The following is a 16,458-nucleotide window of genomic DNA, read 5'->3' on the forward strand; positions in this document are numbered from 1 at the left end:
AGTACTTAGGTAAGAGAGAAGGATAAGAATGAAGCGGAAATATCAATTTAAAAGTGTGAAAGGCAGATTGCTGACAGCATTTGCAATTATTATCTGGTTAGTAGTAGGGCTGGGTGTTTATATTGGAATATCCATTAACACTGTCAACAACAAAACCGAGGATGCTATTGAGCGGGACTCACGTTTGATGGCGATTGACATGAAACTTTCCAATACGATGACGGCTCGGGTTTCAGAGATCAGGGCTTATTTATTGTTCGGGGATGAAATGCATAAAGACAACTTTTACAAGCTCACTGATTTGGGCATTCAACTACAGGGACAGGCAGAGGAAATTGGATCATCAAAGGAATTTAACGAGTTAATCACTCGGACAGTAGCATGGAGAAATGAGCTGCAGAAAGTAGTGATAGATGTATATGAAGCAGGCGATCAGGAGCTTGCTGTTAAAAACCTGAAAGTCCTGTCGACAGAAAGTATGGAATTGATTCGACTCTATGATGAAATTGCGGCAGACCGAGAGAAGAAAATGGAAGAAGGCGGAGCTGATGTCATCGCTACCGGACAGAAAACACTTCTCTGGAGTCTGATTGTGACAATTGCTGTAGCAGTCGTCGGTGTGATGGCATCCATGATCACAAGTTCAATTATTACAAAACCAATTAAAATTGTCACGAATCGAATGAAGCAAATTGCAGCTGGCGATATTAGTCAGGAGCCTTTGGATATGAATGGACGAGATGAAATTGGACAGTTAGGAACAGCGATAAATGATATGAATGAAAATGTCCGGCAAATGTTAAGTGAAATTGACAATGTCTCCAGTTCTGTTTCAAGTCACAGTGAAGAGCTTACTCAATCTTCATCCGAAGTAAATACGGCATCTGCGCAAATCGCTGCAACGATGCAGGAACTGACTGTGGGCATCGAAAGCGAAGCGAATACTGCAGGAGAGCTTGCTATGCAGATGGAGCAGTTTACCGCCAAGATTGAAGAAGCGAACCGTAAAGGCGAAGCGATTCAGCAGTCATCTGAAACGGTACTGACACAGACCATGACGGGTGCTGAATTAATGAAAACTTCTTCCGAACAAATGGGCATGATCGATGCGATTGTCCAGGAGGCCGTTGTGAAAATTAAAGGACTGGACACGCAGACCCAGGAAATATCCAAGCTGGTTGTGGTCATTAAAAATATCGCCGATCAGACCAATTTATTGGCGCTGAATGCGGCAATTGAAGCGGCACGGGCAGGCGAGCATGGCAAAGGATTCGCGGTTGTCGCCGATGAAGTCCGAAGTTTGGCTGAGCAGGTGGCAGTGTCTGTCAAAGATATTACCGATATTGTAGGGAATATTCAGCTGGAATCAAGCAGTGTGGCGACATCGCTTGAAAAGGGATATGAGGAAGTGGAAAAAGGAACGGCTCAGCTGCAGACGACGAGTCAGACTTTTGCTGAAATCAGCGATTCGGTGAATGAAGTCGGCGAAAATATTACCGTTATGTCAGCAAATCTCGCGGAAATTGCTTCCAGCAGTGAGAAAATGAGCGAGGCGATTGAAGAAATCGCAGCGATTGCGGAAGAATCTGCAGCCGGCGTGGAACAGACATCCGCTGCTTCCCAACAGACAAGCAGCTCGATGGAGGAAGTCGCGGGAAGTTCTGCTCATCTGGCAAAGCTTGCAGAAGATTTAAGCGGACTGGTCCGTCAATTTAAGTTGTAACATAAATGATTTACAAGCCTTGTTAACGTGCATAGTTAACGGGCTTTTTTTGCCTTCTCTTTCCTTCCGTACCAGTTATAACATGCGCCAATAAGTAACCATATTTTGTAGTAAACGTCTATAATAAATGAAGGAAAGGAGGCCTCTTGTTATTTTGAAAATTATTAAAATTCTACTCACCACAATTGTCATACTTGCAGCGGTCGGTTACGGTATTTTTTATTTCGGCAGCAAACTGGCGGCGGATGAAGTGATGGGGCAAGTGGAGGCAGAGCTGGAGAGCAATGGCCAGCTGGATGCAATCAGGCAAGAAGTGAAAAATGATCCTGAACTGCAGGCGTTTATTGCAGAGGGAAGCACCATAGATGACCGGGATCTGCCTTTTAAAACAAAGGACCAGGCAGTTCGGGTATTGATTAAGAAATTCAGCGTCAGCGAACTGGCTGAGCTGCAAAGTAAGATGAAAAGCGGGATGTCTTCGGATGAGAAGCAGGCGCTGCTTGCGAAGTATGAAAGCAGATTGTCGGAAGATGAGCTGCTGGCGTTGAAAGTGCTCGCTTATAAAGAGTTTGGCAATTAATGAATTCCTTGACGTTCTGACGCGTCGAGGATTTTTTTGTTTGCGGCTGTGGTGAATGAGCGCGCGGTGTGGAGGGATGATCACGAGGCTGGGATAAATGAGCGCTTGGCGAGTGGGTATGATCACACGGCTGGGTGAAATGATCACGAAGCGTGACTGAATGAGCGCGTGCCAGGGGTCAATGATCACGCAGCTGTTTTTGCGTAGGCCAGATTGGTTCGGTCGAAGCCGCGTTTGGCGCGCGGGAGGGGTGGTTTGGCTCGTTCGGCAGCGGGTTACGCGCGGCGTGGTCGGTGTTTGGTGCGGTGACGGGGGCATTTTGGTTCGCCTGCCGGGCGTTTTCTCGTGTTCGCAGCTTTCTATGCGAATAAAAAAGCTATACCGCGAATTAAATGGGCTTCGGGTGCAACTTCATCGTTCATTTCGATGAGTGTGAAACAATGTAATTGAAAATTTAAGTTGACAATTGAGAATGAGAATGGTTATCATTATTAACGAGATTGAAAATCATTCTCAATAAATATATTATAAGAGCGATAATACGTATTCAGGGGGAAATAGAATTGAAGAAAGTTTGGGTAGGAATATTAGTAGGGGTGCTGTCTGTCATGACGGCCTGTTCGTCAGATACGGAAGAGAGTGCGCCTGATAAAGCAGCGAAAGAAACAGCGGCAGAGGCAGAGGTGAAAGGGGAGGAGCAGCTGACTGCTGAAGAAGGTGACGGAGTGGATGAGAAAGAACTGGAAGAACTGATCGCACAGTTTCCTGAAACCGTTCCTGAACGTCTGATTACCACCTCTGTGCCGCTGGCAGAAATGCTGCAGCTGCTCGATGTGACGCCCGTTGGAGTTCCGACTTCCACAAATCCGCTGCCTGCAGAGTTTGATTCGGTGGAGCGGATTGGTTCGCCGATGCAACCGGATCTGGAAGTGGTGACGAATCTTAGGCCCGACGTAATTTTGGGTGCCGAATCGCTTCGTACGACGCTGGATAAAGCGATTGAAGGCATGGATTTGCCGGCTGCCTATCTGCCGACGGATTCATTTGAAGATTTAAAGTTGAGTTTTAAAGCATTGGGCACGTACTTTGGCAAAGAAGATAAAATGCATACAGTACTTGATCAGCTGACGGCGAAAGAGCATGAGCTGGTAAAGCAGGGAGAAGGCAAGGAACTTCCGAGTGTCATGCTGATGATCGGCACGTCGGATTCATTCATGGTGATGAATGATAAATCTTATGTAGGCAGTCTGATTGAACGGCTGGGTGCGGAAAACATTGCAACTACGGTGTTAAAGGCGAAGGAAACGTATTCACCGATCAATATGGAAGAAGTTGTCGTGGCAGATCCGGATATTATTTTAGTATTGGCGTCCGGGGATCACGGAGCGTCTGAAGACATGTTCAAAAAAGAAGTAGAGAAGAATGAGACGTGGAAACAGCTGTCTGCCTATAAGAATGACAACGTCCATATTTTAGATTATGAAGTATTCGGTGTAACGTCGATCAAAAATGCGGAGAAGGCATTAACGGAGATTTCTACTTACTTTTATGAGTAACAGAAGGGAGTAATGGCGATGACAAACTCCCGGAGCGGATTTACGGTAGGCGTTACGTTTACGCTGGCTGTGATTGCAGGAATTGTGGCAATCGGCTTAGGCAGTGTGACAGTGGCAGTTCCTGAAATTTTACAGACACTATTTAAAACTGCAGAGAGTGCGGTAAACGATACGATCATCTGGAATATCCGCCTGCCGCGTGTGCTGCTGGCGATGGTGATCGGTGCGAATATTGCGGTGTCAGGCGCGATATTGCAGGCAGTAATGGGTAATCCGCTCGCAGATCCCGGATTGACGGGTGTGACGAGCGGTGCGGCAGTCTGTGTGCTGGCGATTATGCTCGCGATGCCGGAGTTCACGCAGTTCATACCGCTTGCAGCTTTCATTGGCGGCATGCTTGCGGCGACGGCGGTTTATGCCCTGGCATGGCGGCGCAGCGGAATGTCGCCGATTACGATAATTCTGGCGGGTGTGGCAGTGAATGCGCTGTGCGGCGGAGTGGTCGGCTATCTGTCGATTATGTACAGTGACCGCCTTCCATCTGCTGTGCAGTGGATGAACGGCAGTCTGGCGGCGAAAGGGAATTCTGCTTTGGCGATGGTGCTGCCATATTCGATTGTCGGCTGGATTTTATCATTCTTTGCTATACGGAAAGCGAACGTCATCCGGATGGGTGATCAGGTCGCAATGAATTTAGGCGAGAATGTCAACCGGATTCGCATCCTGCTGTCGATTCTGGCGGTTTTCCTGGCGGCTGTGTCTGTTGCGGCAATCGGAATGATCGGTTTTGTCGGTCTGATTGTGCCCCATATGGCGCGTTTCCTAGTCGGTTCGAATTATAAGTTTCTGCTGCCGATGAGTATGGCGCTCGGCGCACTGGTGCTATTGCTTGCCGACACAGGAGGACGGACACTGTTTGCACCGATGGATATTCCGGCGGGTATTTTGATGGCGGTCATCGGCGGCCCGTACTTTCTGTATTTAATGAGAAGGAGCGTGTTTTAAATGTTTACAGTCGATTCGATATCCATTCGCTACGATCAGAAAATTATTATCCGCGACTTTTCATTTCAGGTGAAGGAAGGGGAAATCCTGTCGATTATCGGCCCGAACGGTTCCGGTAAATCTACCTTATTGAAAGCGGTAGCACGCCAGCTTCCTTATTTTGCGGGGAAGGTGGAGCTCGACGGCGTGAATTTGAAGTCGATGAGTGCGAAGCAGATTGCGTGTAAAATGTGCATGCTCAGCCAGAAGAATCAGGCGCCTGCCGATATGACGGTGTTTGATCTCGTATCGTACGGCCGTTATCCGCATAAGAAATGGTTTGAGAAGCTTCGGGCGGACGACCATGAAATTATCGAGTGGGCGATTGAGAAGACACATTTGATGGAATATAAGGAGCGGACAGTCGCTTCATTATCGGGCGGTGAGTCGCAGCGCGCGTGGATTGCAATGGCGCTTGCCCAGCGTCCAAAAATTTTATTGCTTGATGAACCGACGACTTATCTTGATATTTCGCATCAGCATGAAGTTTTGGAACTGGTGCGCGAATTGAACAGCGAGATGGGCATGACAGTGATGATGGTGCTGCATGATTTGAATCAGGCGTCTTATTACAGCGACCGGGTTGTTGTGGTGCAGGATGGAGAAAAGGCGATGTACGGAACGCCCGGCCAAGTAATGACATCGGATATGATTCGGCAGGTGTACCGGATGAATTCAGAAGTACAGTTTAGTGCGGCGGAACAAAAGCCGCGGATTCATTTGCTTCATACGGCAAAATAAATTAGAGGAGGAATAGATATGACAAAAGAAATCGATTTGCAGAAACATAAAGAAGGCTATTTGAAGTTTGTGGAAGAGCACAAGAACATGGTGCTGAATATGGTCAATGAAGAGGGACGGCCCTTTGCAAGCTGTGCGCCGTTCGTCAAGAAAGACGGTAAGTTTTATATTTATATCAGCCAGGTTGCCGAGCATTATCGTCACCTTGAAAACAGCGAGTGGATTGATGCGATGATCATTGCGGATGAATCTGCCACACCGAATCCGTTTGGAACAGAGCGTGCACGCTGGGGCTGCCAGCCAAAAAATATTGGCAATGACGGACATGACGAAATATTTGAACTGTTTAACGCACGTTTTAATCCGAAACTATTGGAAGTTTTGCGCGGCCTGGACTTTTCATTATTCGAATTAACGCCAGTGCAGGGGCGTTATGTGGTAGGATTCGGACTGGCGTTTGATGTGGATATCAATGGAAATGTGTTTGAGCATGTCGTGGTGGATAAAAAGAACAAGCCCGGTGTAACGGCATGACTTATGAAACAGTAGTGCCGATGTGGAATGCGCTGCGCGGGCGGTTTACGAAGATGGCATCCGGTTTACAGGAGCAGGAATTGAAGCTGAGCATCGGGGAATCTTCTATTGAATCGCTGCTGTATCATACGGCGGAAGTGGAGTATATGTTTGCGGACTGGTATCTTGGAAAGCCGATGATTATTGAACTGCCGAAAGCTTCTTCATTAGTGGAGATTCTGGAGATCCTTGAGGCATCGGATGCGAATTTGAAGGCGGCGATGAAAGAGCTGACCGAAGAACAGTGGCATACGCCGGTTGAATCGAAAATGGGCGCATCGACTCCTTTGGAAGCGGTCGGCAGATTGATGTACCACGCGGGGATTCACGCAGGGCAGATTGCGTTGATTCGGAAGCAGTAATGAAGATGGTGAAGTGTGAGCTGTTCGGCTGATTGTTTGCCGGATGGTTTTTTTTGTGGCGTATTGGCGGAGATGACTTGGCTAATGAGCATGCGGGAGGTGGGAATGAGCGCGTGGCGCGTGGGTATGATCACACGGCTGCTTTTGCTTCAGGCCAGATTGGTTCGCTCGGAGCCGTGTTTGGCGCGCGGGAAGGCTGGTTTGGCTCGTTCGGCAGCGGGTTACGCGCGGCAAGTACAGCGTTTGGCGCGGTGAAGGTGCGTTTTGGTTCGACTGCCGGGTGTTTTCGCGCGTGAACGGCTTTCTATGCGAATAAAAAAGCTGTACCGGAAGTCAAATTGACTTTCGGTACAGCTTCAGATTTCATTCGAATTACTCTTTCAAGTCTTCAATTGAATCAATATCCATATAAGTTGGTACGACCAGACCGATTTTCACGTCTTCCATACTAACGCCGATATCGTCCAGTTTGTCGCCGAATTTCTCCATGTATGTTGCGTGCGTGATCGGCAACCAGCCTGCAAGCAATACGTCTGCACTGCCGTCTGCAACTGCTGTGTACATAGGTCCTGCTTCAACCTGTGACATTTCTACTTTATAGCCCAGGTCTTCCAGTACGTTCGCGATCATGTTTGTGCTGGCAACTGTAGAGTCCCAAGCTACATAAACGAATTTGATTTTGTCTCCGTCGACTTTTTCTACTCCGTCTGTCCACTCAGAAACTTTATCTTCATTCGCATCGATCCAGTTTTGTGCTGCTACTTTTGGATCTTCACCGTCGATGATTTCGACCATGATTTCAGCCATATCTTCTTCTGTCCAGTGGAAGTTGCTCAGAACTTGGTAAGCCTCTGGAAGATCTTCTTCTAATCCAAGACGTCCGATTGTGTGGATTTCTTCCGCACCGCCGTATGAACCTTCTGGATCGTCAAGATATTTCAGGTCATATTTCGCGAATTTCCAGTGTGGAGACCAGCCAGTTACGATAATCGGCTCTTCTTTGTCATACGCTTTTTTCAGTGCTGCTGTCATCGCTGCGCCTGAACCTGTTGTGACGTCCCACTTTTCAAGATTGTAGTCCTCAAGTGCGCGGTCTGTTGCTTCCATGATGCCTGCACCTGGGTCAATCCCTGTGATTTTGTAGTCTACTGCTTTACCGATGGATTCCGTTGATGCTGCTTTGTCTCCATCTCCGTCAGTTTTTGAAGTATCTTCGTCTTTGTCGCCGCCGCAAGCTGCAAGACCTACTGCTAATAAAGCGACTGAGCTGAATCCTAGAAATTTCTTCTTAAATGACACGATTTGTTTCCCCCTAATTTTTTGGCTGCATAAAATGAACGATTTTGCGTTCATCATGTTACATACGTACAACCGGTTAAATTTGTCGCTGTCGAAGCGAACCTTTATTAGTATAACTGTAATATGATTGTAATACAACCGTTTTCTCCATATTCATTGTTCGTACAGTTTTTTCTGTACAAATTATAGTAGACGGACTATTGAAAATGATCGTAGAAAAACAGTCTGCCGTTTTGTCGCAGACTGCATGATTTTCTATCCAATTATTCGAAAAATTCGTTGGTCAGATCGCCGTTAATGCCGATGGCCGCGGCGCTTCCTGTGCCGGCTGCTATGATGAGCTGGGAAGGGACGATGTGGGCTGCATCACCTGCTGCGTAGACATTCCAGACTGTTGTGCGTCCATATTCATCAGTGAGGATGCCGCCGTATTGATTCGGTTCACAGCCGAGGTCTTCGGCAAAATGATTCGGATGACTCCAAAGGGGCGAAGCGAATGCACCGGTCCGGTCGACGAGTGTGCCGTCTTCCAGTTGTATGCTTTTGAGCTGGCCATTTTCTCCTTCGAGACCCGCAATGATATCGTCGACAATTCGGATGTCTTTGGCATTCAATTTTCTGCGCTCTTCGTCAGTCAGCTGGCCTTCGCCGTTTGTGAAGACGATCAGATCGCGGCTCCATGTATACACTTCGGCTGCCAGTCTGAAGACGTTTTTATCTGCAATGACAGCGAGAGGCTGATCCCGTAATTCCCAGCCATCGCAGTAGGGACAGCTGAATATGGATGTGCCGTAAAAACGTTCTATGCCCGGAATGTTCGGCTGCTCGTCCTGCAAGCCCGCTGCCAATAAAATTTTAATAGTGCGGATGATTTTTCCGCTGGCTGTCATTAATTCATAATGTGACGGACCTGCACTTTCAATAGAGACAATGCATTCATTGCGGAACTCTACAGAAGGATACTTTGCGATTTCTTCACGTCCTAATCGTCTTAATTCATCAGGCCGGATGCCGTCTCTGGTCAAAAATCCATGAGCTTCCCGAGTGACTCGATTTCGTGCATGGTCGTTGTCGAACACTGCTATTCTGCGCCTTGCCCGTCCAAGCACCAGTGCTGCGCTCAATCCGGCTGGTCCGCCGCCGATGATTACACATTCGTAGAGCATATTGCTACTCATTCCTTTATATTGTCATTTTAGTTTTATAACTTCCCGATTTTGAATTCTGCAAACAACTCAGAAGGTTATTTTCTGCTAAAAGACTTCAATTTAAACGTTTATCGGGATATTATATTTCAAGTAAGGTAGAGTAAAAAAGAGAGAAGTGGAATAATACTCGAATGGCAGAGAAAGCAAATTTAGGAGGAGATCGGATGAAAAAGTACAGTAAGGGATTGCTGTTACTGCTTTCTGTCGTGCTGCTTGCCGCATGCTCAGAGTCTGCGGATCAGCTGACGATGGACGAAGTTGAAAACAGAATGGATCAATCTGTCGAAGAAATGGATAACTATGAAATTGATTTGGCGTTGAAAGTACTGGCGAAAGATATAGAAAAGGGAGAACAGAAACAGGTCAACCGGGGCAAGATTCAGTATATCGACAAGGAATCACCCGAATTTCATGCGTCATACGTGACAACAACTGATGGACAGTCGAATGATTTTACATCGGAAGTCTATAGGAAAGGCAACATTGTGCTGACCAATGAAAACGGGGGCGACTGGCAGGACGTGTCGGGTAAGTATTCAGAAGAGGAATTGATGAATGCGCAGTATGATAAATTGGTCGCTAGTCTTAGGGAAGTTTCAGATGAATTGTCCATGAAGGAGAAGGATGAAGAGTATATTTTGACGTATGCCGGCAATGATCAAGAATTGTATAAAGTATTTCAGAAACAATTTAATATTTCATTCAGCGGTGTCGATTCATCCAATATTCATTCAACGCTGGAAGCGAAAATAACGAAAGACCATATGCGTCTGAAGGAGTTTCAGTATGAGGCGGAGGGCAAGAATCCCATGCAGTCTGTGACCATTACAGTGAATTTGGAATATGGAAAAGTCGGGGAAGTTGAGGAGATTGTGCTGCCGAATTACCAGTAATTATCGGATGAATTTTCATTAAGACTGATTGTGACGCCTCAAAGCAGCTAGATGCTCTGAGGTTTTTTTGCAGAGTTGCAAGCAGTGTACCGCCAAACGCGCCAAAGTATCCTTTCTCCGAGCGAAAAACCGCCCAAAACGAACCAAAACAGGATCTTTCCGCACCATGCGCGGACGGCCGCGCACAAAAAGCCCCTGCCAGCGAACCAAAACAGCTGCCATTCGCACATTACCCTTCCATATAAAAAACCGCAAAAGCCAGGGCTCTTACGGTCGTCTCTCTTCCTGCCTATTTTCTTTTCGAGGAACTAAATCGAAAATGTCGTGATCTTCGAATGCATCGACGAGTCGGTCGAGCCATTCATAATAGTCCTGCATATAGCGGAGCTTTTCAATGTCGGATTCAACGAGCTGCTTTAATTCCTCTGTGATGGAGGGGTCTTGCAGCAATTTATTCAAGTCATTCAACGATTTGCGGATTGATGTCGTATAGAGGGTCACAGATTGGCGCCACTTAATCGAAAATAAATCGATAAAGCTTTGATACCAGTCGTCTTTCACTTTATATAAATCTTTGCGGACGCCCCGTTTCCAGGCGCGCTCCACTAATTTTAAGTCGGATAGTGAGCGGACAGACGTACTCATGCTCGTTTTGCTCATGCCGAGTTCTTCTGTCATTTCATCAAGTGTCAGCGGTTCGTCATGAAAAAACATCGTGCCGAATTGTCTGCCTGCTGAAGGTGTCAGCCCATATAAATGTATATTTTGCGCGATGATTTCAATGATTCGTTCGCGCGTTTTTTCAAGTTGCTCTTTACCTTCCATAGAGGGTACCTCCGTCATCATAATGGGGATAAACTCCGCCCCGATTGCTTATATAGCGTATTATATTTGATGAAAAAAAGCAATTACTAAGTGAAAGTTTATACAGTTTTTACTGTACAAACAATTAATTTCGATTAAACTGTTGTGTTACAAAAATGTTACGTCTATAATAATAACGTTGAACTTTTACGAAACTAGGGAGTTGTACATATGAATGATGGAGAGATGATAAAGAAAATCGAAGTCCACGGCACAACGAAGATTTTCGGAAAGAACAGTAAACGTGCTGCTCAATTATTGAATGAAGGCAAGTCGAAAAAAGAAATATTGCAGGCTACGGGCGCTACAGTCGGTGTGAAGAACGCTTCATTCGACGTATATGATGGAGAGATTTTCGTCATCATGGGCTTATCAGGCAGCGGAAAGTCAACGCTGGTCCGTATGCTAAACCGACTGATTGACCCGACGATTGGGCAGATCCTGATTGACGGGAAAGATATTGTCCAAATGAATAAAGAGCAATTACGTGAAGTGCGCCGGAAGAAAATCGGTATGGTGTTCCAGAACTTCGCATTGTTCCCGCATAAGACGATCCAGGAAAATACGGAATACGGCTTGGAAATCCAAGGCATCGAGAAAACGACTCGCCAGGAAAAAGCAAAAGAGTCATTGCGGTTAGTCGGGCTTGCCGGTTACGAAGAGCAATATCCGAACCAGCTGAGCGGCGGCATGCAGCAGCGTGTGGGACTGGCCCGTGCGCTTGCGAATGACCCGGACGTGCTGCTGATGGACGAAGCATTCAGTGCGCTCGATCCGTTAATTCGGAAAGATATGCAGGACGAATTGCTGCAGCTGCATCACGATATGGGCAAGACGATTATTTTCATTACACATGATCTCGACGAAGCATTGCGTATCGGAGATCGGATTGCGCTGATGAAAGACGGCGATATCGTACAGATCGGAACGCCGGAAGAAATCTTGATGAGTCCTTCCAATGAATACGTCGAGCGTTTTGTTGAAGATGTGGATTTGTCGAAGGTACTGACGGCAGGACATATAATGAAGCAAGCCGATTCGGTTCAGATTGACCGCGGTGCGCGTGTGGCCCTGCGTCTAATGAAAAAATTGAGCATTTCATCGATTTACGTAGTAGATAAAGGGAACCGTCTGCTTGGGGCAGTGACAGCACAAGATGCGGTCGCGGCAACAGAAGAAGGAAAGACACTTGAAGATGTACTCATTCGGGATATTACGAAAGTGTCTCATGATACGGTGCTGACCGACCTGTTTGACGCGGTTTCAACTGCTGCTGTTCCAGTGGCGGTTGTGGATGAACGCGATCATCTGCAGGGAATCATCATTCGCGGTGCGTTAATTGGCGCGCTTGCAGGAGATGGACAGTTTATCAATAATGATCCTGTCCCGGCAGAAACAGAAGAGGTGATCACATATGAGTAAATTGCCAAGATTACCATTCGCAGACTGGATTGATGAGGGAGTAGACTGGCTCGTTGTGACATTTGGTACACTGTTTGACGGCATTTCCGCTTTCTTAAAAGGAATTGTCGAAGGACTGGTTACCGGGATGGACTTCGTTCCGTCAATTTTGCTCGCGATTATTTTCGCTGTTATTGCTTATGTATTATCCACAAGAGGAATCGCGTTGTTTACATTGATTGGTTTATTGTTTATTGATTATCTGGGCTATTGGTATCCCATGCTGCAGATGCTTGCACTCGTTCTGGCATCCGTCGCGATTGCATTGATCATCGGGATTCCTTTGGGGATTTTAGGTTCACAGTCACCGACATCGAAGAAAATCATTAATCCGGTACTCGATTTGATGCAGACAATGCCGGCGTTTGTCTACTTGCTGCCGGCGATTTTCTTCTTCAATATCGGTGTCGTACCGGGAGTTGTCGCGTCCGTTATCTTCTCGATGCCGCCGACAATCCGTTTGACGATGCTCGGCATTGAGCAGGTGCCGAAAGATTTAATTGAAGCTACAGAAGCATTCGGTTCAAAGACTTCTCAGCGCTTGCTGAAAGTGCAGATTCCTTTAGCAAAATCAACGATCATGGCGGGTGTCAACCAAAGTATCATGCTGTCGCTTTCGATGGTGGTTATCGCCTCAATGGTCGGTGCGCCGGGACTGGGTGAAGAAGTATACCGTTCCGTTACCCAGCTGAAAACGGGTAAAGGTTTCGAAACTGGGTTATCAATCGTAATCGTAGCGATTATCCTGGACCGTATTACACAATATGCGGGTAAACGTAAGAGAAAAACAGCGAAGTGAAATGAAGACTGCCCGGGAAATCGAATTTTTTGATTTCCCGGGCAGTTCTTTTTTATAGGTATGATCGTAAAACCTGTGCAGGCGCTCATACCGCATGGCCAAGCGATCATATGGTATCTTCAGGCGCTCATGCGTGCCTGCCGGGTGATCATAGTGAACTCACGCGTGATCATAGAGTCCGGCTGTGTGCTCATACAGAAAATAAATCATACTTGCCAGCCATCTATTTATCTAGTATAGTAAGTCTAATATTCTGAACATACCAACTGGTTAGTATAGCAGAAAGGGAGTCGGGGATTATGAATTTTTCATATTCAGAGAAAGTAGAGAAATTGCAGCAACAAGTGACAGAGTTTATGGAGGAATATATTTATCCGAATGAAAGTGTCTTCCGCAAACAGCAGGATGAGCAGGGAGACCGCTGGAATAAAATCCCGCCCATCGTAGAGGAACTGAAAAAGAAAGCGAAAGAGAAAGGGCTCTGGAATTTATTCCTTCCTGACGACAGCGGCGGCGCCGGGCTGACAAATCTGGAATATGCGCCGCTCTGTGAAATTATGGGCCGGTCGTTTATGGCGCCGGAAATCTTTAATTGTAACGCGCCGGATACGGGCAACATGGAAGTGCTGGCAAGGTACGGTACGGATGAGCAGAAAAAGCAGTGGCTGGAGCCTTTATTGGCAGGAGAAATTCGTTCAGCATTTGCGATGACAGAAAAGGATGTCGCTTCGAGTGACGCGACGAATATTGAATCCAGTATTCGGCGTGATGGTGATGAGTATATTCTGAACGGCCGCAAATGGTGGACGTCAGGCGCCGGGGATCCGCGCTGTAAAATTATGATTTTCATGGGGAAGAGTGATCCCAATGCGGCGAAGCATGAACAGCAGTCGATGATTCTGGTGCCGATGGATGCAGAAGGCGTTCATGTCGAGCGGATGCTGCCGGTGTTCGGCTATGATGATGCGCCGCATGGCCACGCGGAAATTTTATTTGAAAACGTACGTGTGCCTGCAGAAAATATGCTGTGGGGCGAAGGAAAAGGGTTTGCAATTGCACAGGGAAGACTCGGGCCCGGCCGCATTCACCATTGTATGCGTTTGATAGGAGCGGCTGAACGGTCACTGGAATTGATGTGCAGACGAGTGCAGGAACGCGAAGCATTCGGCAAGAAAGTTTCTGAACAGGGAGTCGTGCAGCAGTGGATCGCGGAATCACGCATGGATATTGAACAGGCGCGTCTACTGACATTAAAAGCAGCGTATATGATGGACACTGCCGGCAATAAAGCAGCAAAAACAGAGATCGCGATGATCAAAGTGGTTGCGCCGAATATGGCATTGCGAGTAATCGACCGTGCCATTCAGGCATTCGGCGGAGCGGGTGTCAGCGATGATTTCCCGATCGCCTATATGTATGCAGGCGCACGCACTTTACGGATTGCAGACGGTCCGGATGAAGTGCATTCACGGCAGATTGCCAGGCTGGAATTAAAAAAATACAGATAAATGGTGATGTGCCGCTTGAAGCAGGAAATAAAGTAAGAGGAGCAATGCTGGTTTGCTAGTCGTTCATTCAGAATTTTTCGAGAAGCAGGATTCGATCCGCTAAAAATGTGATATAGTATGGGATAAATAACACGAAGAGGATCGGGGACTTTAACATGAAAGATAAAATTACCAAAGCCAGTATTTTATTGTTTGAAGAAAAAGGATTCAGCGAAACTTCCATCCAAGACATAGTCGAGGCGCTCGGTGTCACGAAGGGAACGTACTATTACTACTTCACCAGCAAAGAGCAGTTATTGATGGAAATTCATCTGGATTATATTTCAGACCTGCTGAAACGGCAGCAGACTATTTTGGAATCAGCCAATCTCTCCTGCCGTAAAAAGCTGGAAGAAATCATTGCGCTTCTCATCCATGACATTCAGGAAAAAGGTCCGAGCGGGCGTGTGTTTTTTAGGGAAATGCGTCATCTCATTGAAGAGAATGTGAAATCGATTGAAAAGCAGCGCGACCTGTTTCGTCTGAATATCGAACAGCTGATTACAGACGGGATAGATGCCGGTGAATTCCGCAAAGATCTGCGTGCGGACATCGCGGCGTTCGGTGTATTAGGCATTGCGAATTACAGTTATAACTGGTTTAATCCAATGGGCGAAATGTCCGCTGATAAATTAAGTGAGCTGTTTTCCGGCATGTTACTCGAAGGAATCGTTCCGCGGTAAGCTGAGTATTCAGCTTATCGGTAACATACCTACCAGTTAGTATAAAGGAGGACTCCACATGAAAGATGTGACTACAATTGAAGTAAGAACCGGGGAAGAGCTCAATAAAGAGAAGCTTCAGCAGTTTATTCGCGAGCAGATTTCTGAGGTGCCAGACGGAGAATTGCGAATCCGGCAGTTCAGTGCGGGGCATTCCAATTTGACTTATTTACTGCAAATCGGGAAATGGGAAGCAGTTTTGCGCAGACCGCCTCTCGGGCCGGTCGCACCGAAAGCGCACGATATGGAGAGGGAGTACACTATTTTATCGAGTCTTCATTCCTATTTTAATCCGGCTCCTAAACCGTATGTATTTTCCGATGATGAAGACATTGTCGGAAGTCCGTTTTTTATTATGGAGCGGAGAAACGGGATGGTACTTGATACGGAGTTTCCGGACGGGGTGACCTATACGCCGGAGCTCGGACGCAAGATTTCCGAGCTGATGGTTGAACAGCTTGTGTGCCTGCATCAAGTAGATTATAAGAAAACGAAGCTTGCCTGCATGGTGAAACCGGAAGGCTTTATGGAGAGGCAGGTTGCCGGCTGGATCGGGCGCTATGAACGGTCGAAAACAGATGACGTAAAAGGCGTTGAGGAACTGACCGGTTACTTGAAGAATCATGTGCCGGTGTCCGTTGAACCGACGATTATTCATTATGATTATAAGCTGAACAACGCGATGTTTTCAGAAGACTTTTCTGAAATGACCGGGCTGTTTGATTGGGAAATGACTACCGTTGGAGATCCATTAGCAGACGTAGGGGCTGCGATGAGTTACTGGATTCAAGCAGATGATCCGGAAATTCTGAAGAAAGGTCTCGGCAAACCGCCTGTGACAGTGATGGACGGATTTTTTACAAGAGATGAATTTATCCAGCTGTATGCAGAGAAAAGCGGACGTGATGTCAGCTCAATCGATTATTATGTGACATTTGCTTATTTTAAATTGGCGGTCATTTGCCAGCAAATTTATTATCGCTATAAAAAGGGACAGACACAGGATAAACGCTTTGCCCATTTCAATATTTTTGTAGAGAATCTAGTTCAATACGCATTAATCAGTGCCAGGAAGTAGGGGGGTGC

The 16,458-nt window shown here is 46.7% G+C and carries 16 protein-coding genes; 13 read left to right on the top strand and 3 right to left on the bottom strand.

Going from position 1 to position 16,458, the window contains the following annotated elements; genetic code table 11:
- Nucleotides 1-28: 28 nt before the first annotated feature.
- The 7 genes from GDZ68_RS08995 (at nucleotide 29) to GDZ68_RS09025 (ending at nucleotide 6,579) form a co-directional block, all read left to right on the top strand.
- Nucleotides 29-1,723 carry a methyl-accepting chemotaxis protein gene (locus GDZ68_RS08995; protein ID WP_153721958.1) on the top strand — a complete coding sequence of 565 codons (1,695 nt, stop codon included), beginning with the start codon at nucleotides 29-31 and terminating at the stop codon, nucleotides 1,721-1,723.
- A 154-nt stretch (nucleotides 1,724-1,877) separates the two neighbouring features.
- The gene (locus GDZ68_RS09000) at nucleotides 1,878-2,303 is read left to right on the top strand and encodes a hypothetical protein (protein ID WP_153721959.1); all 426 of its coding nucleotides are present in this window, start codon (nucleotides 1,878-1,880) and stop codon (nucleotides 2,301-2,303) included.
- A gap of 563 nt (nucleotides 2,304-2,866) precedes the next feature.
- Entirely contained in the window at nucleotides 2,867-3,859 is a 993-nt protein-coding gene (locus tag GDZ68_RS09005) for an ABC transporter substrate-binding protein (RefSeq protein WP_153721960.1), read from the top strand.
- Nucleotides 3,860-3,877: 18 nt separating this feature from the next.
- A complete protein-coding gene (locus GDZ68_RS09010; protein ID WP_309296368.1) occupies nucleotides 3,878-4,864 on the top strand; it encodes a FecCD family ABC transporter permease in 987 nt (328 codons plus the stop codon).
- Nucleotides 4,865-5,644, top strand: a complete 780-nt coding sequence (locus GDZ68_RS09015) for an ABC transporter ATP-binding protein (RefSeq protein ID WP_153721962.1) — start codon at nucleotides 4,865-4,867, stop codon at nucleotides 5,642-5,644. It abuts the gene before it with no gap.
- 18 nt (nucleotides 5,645-5,662) lie between these two features.
- On the top strand, nucleotides 5,663-6,178 hold the full coding sequence (locus GDZ68_RS09020) for a HugZ family pyridoxamine 5'-phosphate oxidase (RefSeq protein ID WP_153721963.1): 516 nt from the start codon (nucleotides 5,663-5,665) through the stop codon (nucleotides 6,176-6,178).
- Nucleotides 6,175-6,579: a DinB family protein gene (locus tag GDZ68_RS09025; protein WP_153721964.1), complete on the top strand. Its 405-nt coding sequence runs from the start codon at nucleotides 6,175-6,177 to the stop codon at nucleotides 6,577-6,579. Before GDZ68_RS09020 ends, GDZ68_RS09025 begins: the two co-directional genes overlap by 4 nt.
- 372 nt (nucleotides 6,580-6,951) lie before the next feature.
- On the opposite strand, the gene GDZ68_RS09030 is transcribed toward GDZ68_RS09025, so the two are convergent.
- Together GDZ68_RS09030 and GDZ68_RS09035 are read right to left on the bottom strand one after the other, a co-directional pair.
- Nucleotides 6,952-7,878, bottom strand: coding sequence for a glycine betaine ABC transporter substrate-binding protein (locus GDZ68_RS09030; protein WP_153721965.1), 927 nt, complete (start codon nucleotides 7,876-7,878; stop codon nucleotides 6,952-6,954).
- Between the two features lie 263 nt (nucleotides 7,879-8,141).
- The gene (locus GDZ68_RS09035) at nucleotides 8,142-9,044 is read right to left on the bottom strand and encodes an NAD(P)/FAD-dependent oxidoreductase (protein WP_153721966.1); all 903 of its coding nucleotides are present in this window, start codon (nucleotides 9,042-9,044) and stop codon (nucleotides 8,142-8,144) included.
- 206 nt (nucleotides 9,045-9,250) lie between these two features.
- Between GDZ68_RS09035 and GDZ68_RS09040 the strand changes: the two genes are divergently transcribed.
- A complete protein-coding gene (locus tag GDZ68_RS09040; RefSeq protein ID WP_153721967.1) occupies nucleotides 9,251-9,979 on the top strand; it encodes a DUF6612 family protein in 729 nt (242 codons plus the stop codon).
- Between the two features lie 267 nt (nucleotides 9,980-10,246).
- Here the strand turns inward: GDZ68_RS09040 and GDZ68_RS09045 are convergent, their stop codons facing one another.
- Complete coding sequence (locus GDZ68_RS09045) at nucleotides 10,247-10,804, bottom strand: GbsR/MarR family transcriptional regulator (protein WP_153721968.1); 558 nt, start codon at nucleotides 10,802-10,804, stop codon at nucleotides 10,247-10,249.
- Nucleotides 10,805-11,014: 210 nt separating this feature from the next.
- Here GDZ68_RS09045 and GDZ68_RS09050 point away from each other — a divergent pair, with 210 nt between their 5' ends.
- The 5 genes from GDZ68_RS09050 to GDZ68_RS09070 all read left to right on the top strand — a co-directional run bounded on the left by GDZ68_RS09050 (nucleotide 11,015) and on the right by GDZ68_RS09070 (nucleotide 16,450).
- Entirely contained in the window at nucleotides 11,015-12,265 is a 1,251-nt protein-coding gene (locus GDZ68_RS09050) for a quaternary amine ABC transporter ATP-binding protein (protein ID WP_153721969.1), read from the top strand.
- The gene (locus GDZ68_RS09055) at nucleotides 12,258-13,103 is read left to right on the top strand and encodes an ABC transporter permease (protein WP_153721970.1); all 846 of its coding nucleotides are present in this window, start codon (nucleotides 12,258-12,260) and stop codon (nucleotides 13,101-13,103) included. The genes GDZ68_RS09050 and GDZ68_RS09055 overlap by 8 nt, the downstream gene beginning before the upstream one ends.
- A gap of 299 nt (nucleotides 13,104-13,402) precedes the next feature.
- A complete protein-coding gene (locus tag GDZ68_RS09060) occupies nucleotides 13,403-14,611 on the top strand; it encodes an acyl-CoA dehydrogenase family protein (protein WP_153721971.1) in 1,209 nt (402 codons plus the stop codon).
- 155 nt (nucleotides 14,612-14,766) lie between these two features.
- A complete protein-coding gene (locus tag GDZ68_RS09065) occupies nucleotides 14,767-15,333 on the top strand; it encodes a TetR/AcrR family transcriptional regulator (protein WP_153721972.1) in 567 nt (188 codons plus the stop codon).
- A gap of 58 nt (nucleotides 15,334-15,391) precedes the next feature.
- Nucleotides 15,392-16,450: a phosphotransferase family protein gene (locus tag GDZ68_RS09070; protein ID WP_153721973.1), complete on the top strand. Its 1,059-nt coding sequence runs from the start codon at nucleotides 15,392-15,394 to the stop codon at nucleotides 16,448-16,450.
- Nucleotides 16,451-16,458 lie beyond the last annotated feature (8 nt).

Source organism: Sporosarcina cascadiensis, assembly GCF_009650995.1.
Taxonomy (GTDB): Bacteria; Bacillota; Bacilli; order Bacillales_A; family Planococcaceae; genus Sporosarcina; species Sporosarcina cascadiensis.

Bases quoted from the DNA above. Each gene is read 5' to 3' on its own strand.
- GDZ68_RS08995 (WP_153721958.1), top strand. From the start codon at position 29: ATGAAGCGGAAATATCAATTTAAAAGTGTGAAAGGCAGATTGCTGACA.
- GDZ68_RS09010 (WP_309296368.1), top strand. From the start codon at position 3,878: ATGACAAACTCCCGGAGCGGATTTACGGTAGGCGTTACGTTTACGCTG.
- GDZ68_RS09015 (WP_153721962.1), top strand. From the start codon at position 4,865: ATGTTTACAGTCGATTCGATATCCATTCGCTACGATCAGAAAATTATT.
- GDZ68_RS09020 (WP_153721963.1), top strand. From the start codon at position 5,663: ATGACAAAAGAAATCGATTTGCAGAAACATAAAGAAGGCTATTTGAAG.
- GDZ68_RS09025 (WP_153721964.1), top strand. From the start codon at position 6,175: ATGACTTATGAAACAGTAGTGCCGATGTGGAATGCGCTGCGCGGGCGG.
- GDZ68_RS09035 (WP_153721966.1), bottom strand. From the start codon at position 9,044: ATGCTCTACGAATGTGTAATCATCGGCGGCGGACCAGCCGGATTGAGC.
- GDZ68_RS09040 (WP_153721967.1), top strand. From the start codon at position 9,251: ATGAAAAAGTACAGTAAGGGATTGCTGTTACTGCTTTCTGTCGTGCTG.
- GDZ68_RS09045 (WP_153721968.1), bottom strand. From the start codon at position 10,804: ATGGAAGGTAAAGAGCAACTTGAAAAAACGCGCGAACGAATCATTGAA.
- GDZ68_RS09050 (WP_153721969.1), top strand. From the start codon at position 11,015: ATGAATGATGGAGAGATGATAAAGAAAATCGAAGTCCACGGCACAACG.
- GDZ68_RS09055 (WP_153721970.1), top strand. From the start codon at position 12,258: ATGAGTAAATTGCCAAGATTACCATTCGCAGACTGGATTGATGAGGGA.
- GDZ68_RS09060 (WP_153721971.1), top strand. From the start codon at position 13,403: ATGAATTTTTCATATTCAGAGAAAGTAGAGAAATTGCAGCAACAAGTG.
- GDZ68_RS09065 (WP_153721972.1), top strand. From the start codon at position 14,767: ATGAAAGATAAAATTACCAAAGCCAGTATTTTATTGTTTGAAGAAAAA.
- GDZ68_RS09070 (WP_153721973.1), top strand. From the start codon at position 15,392: ATGAAAGATGTGACTACAATTGAAGTAAGAACCGGGGAAGAGCTCAAT.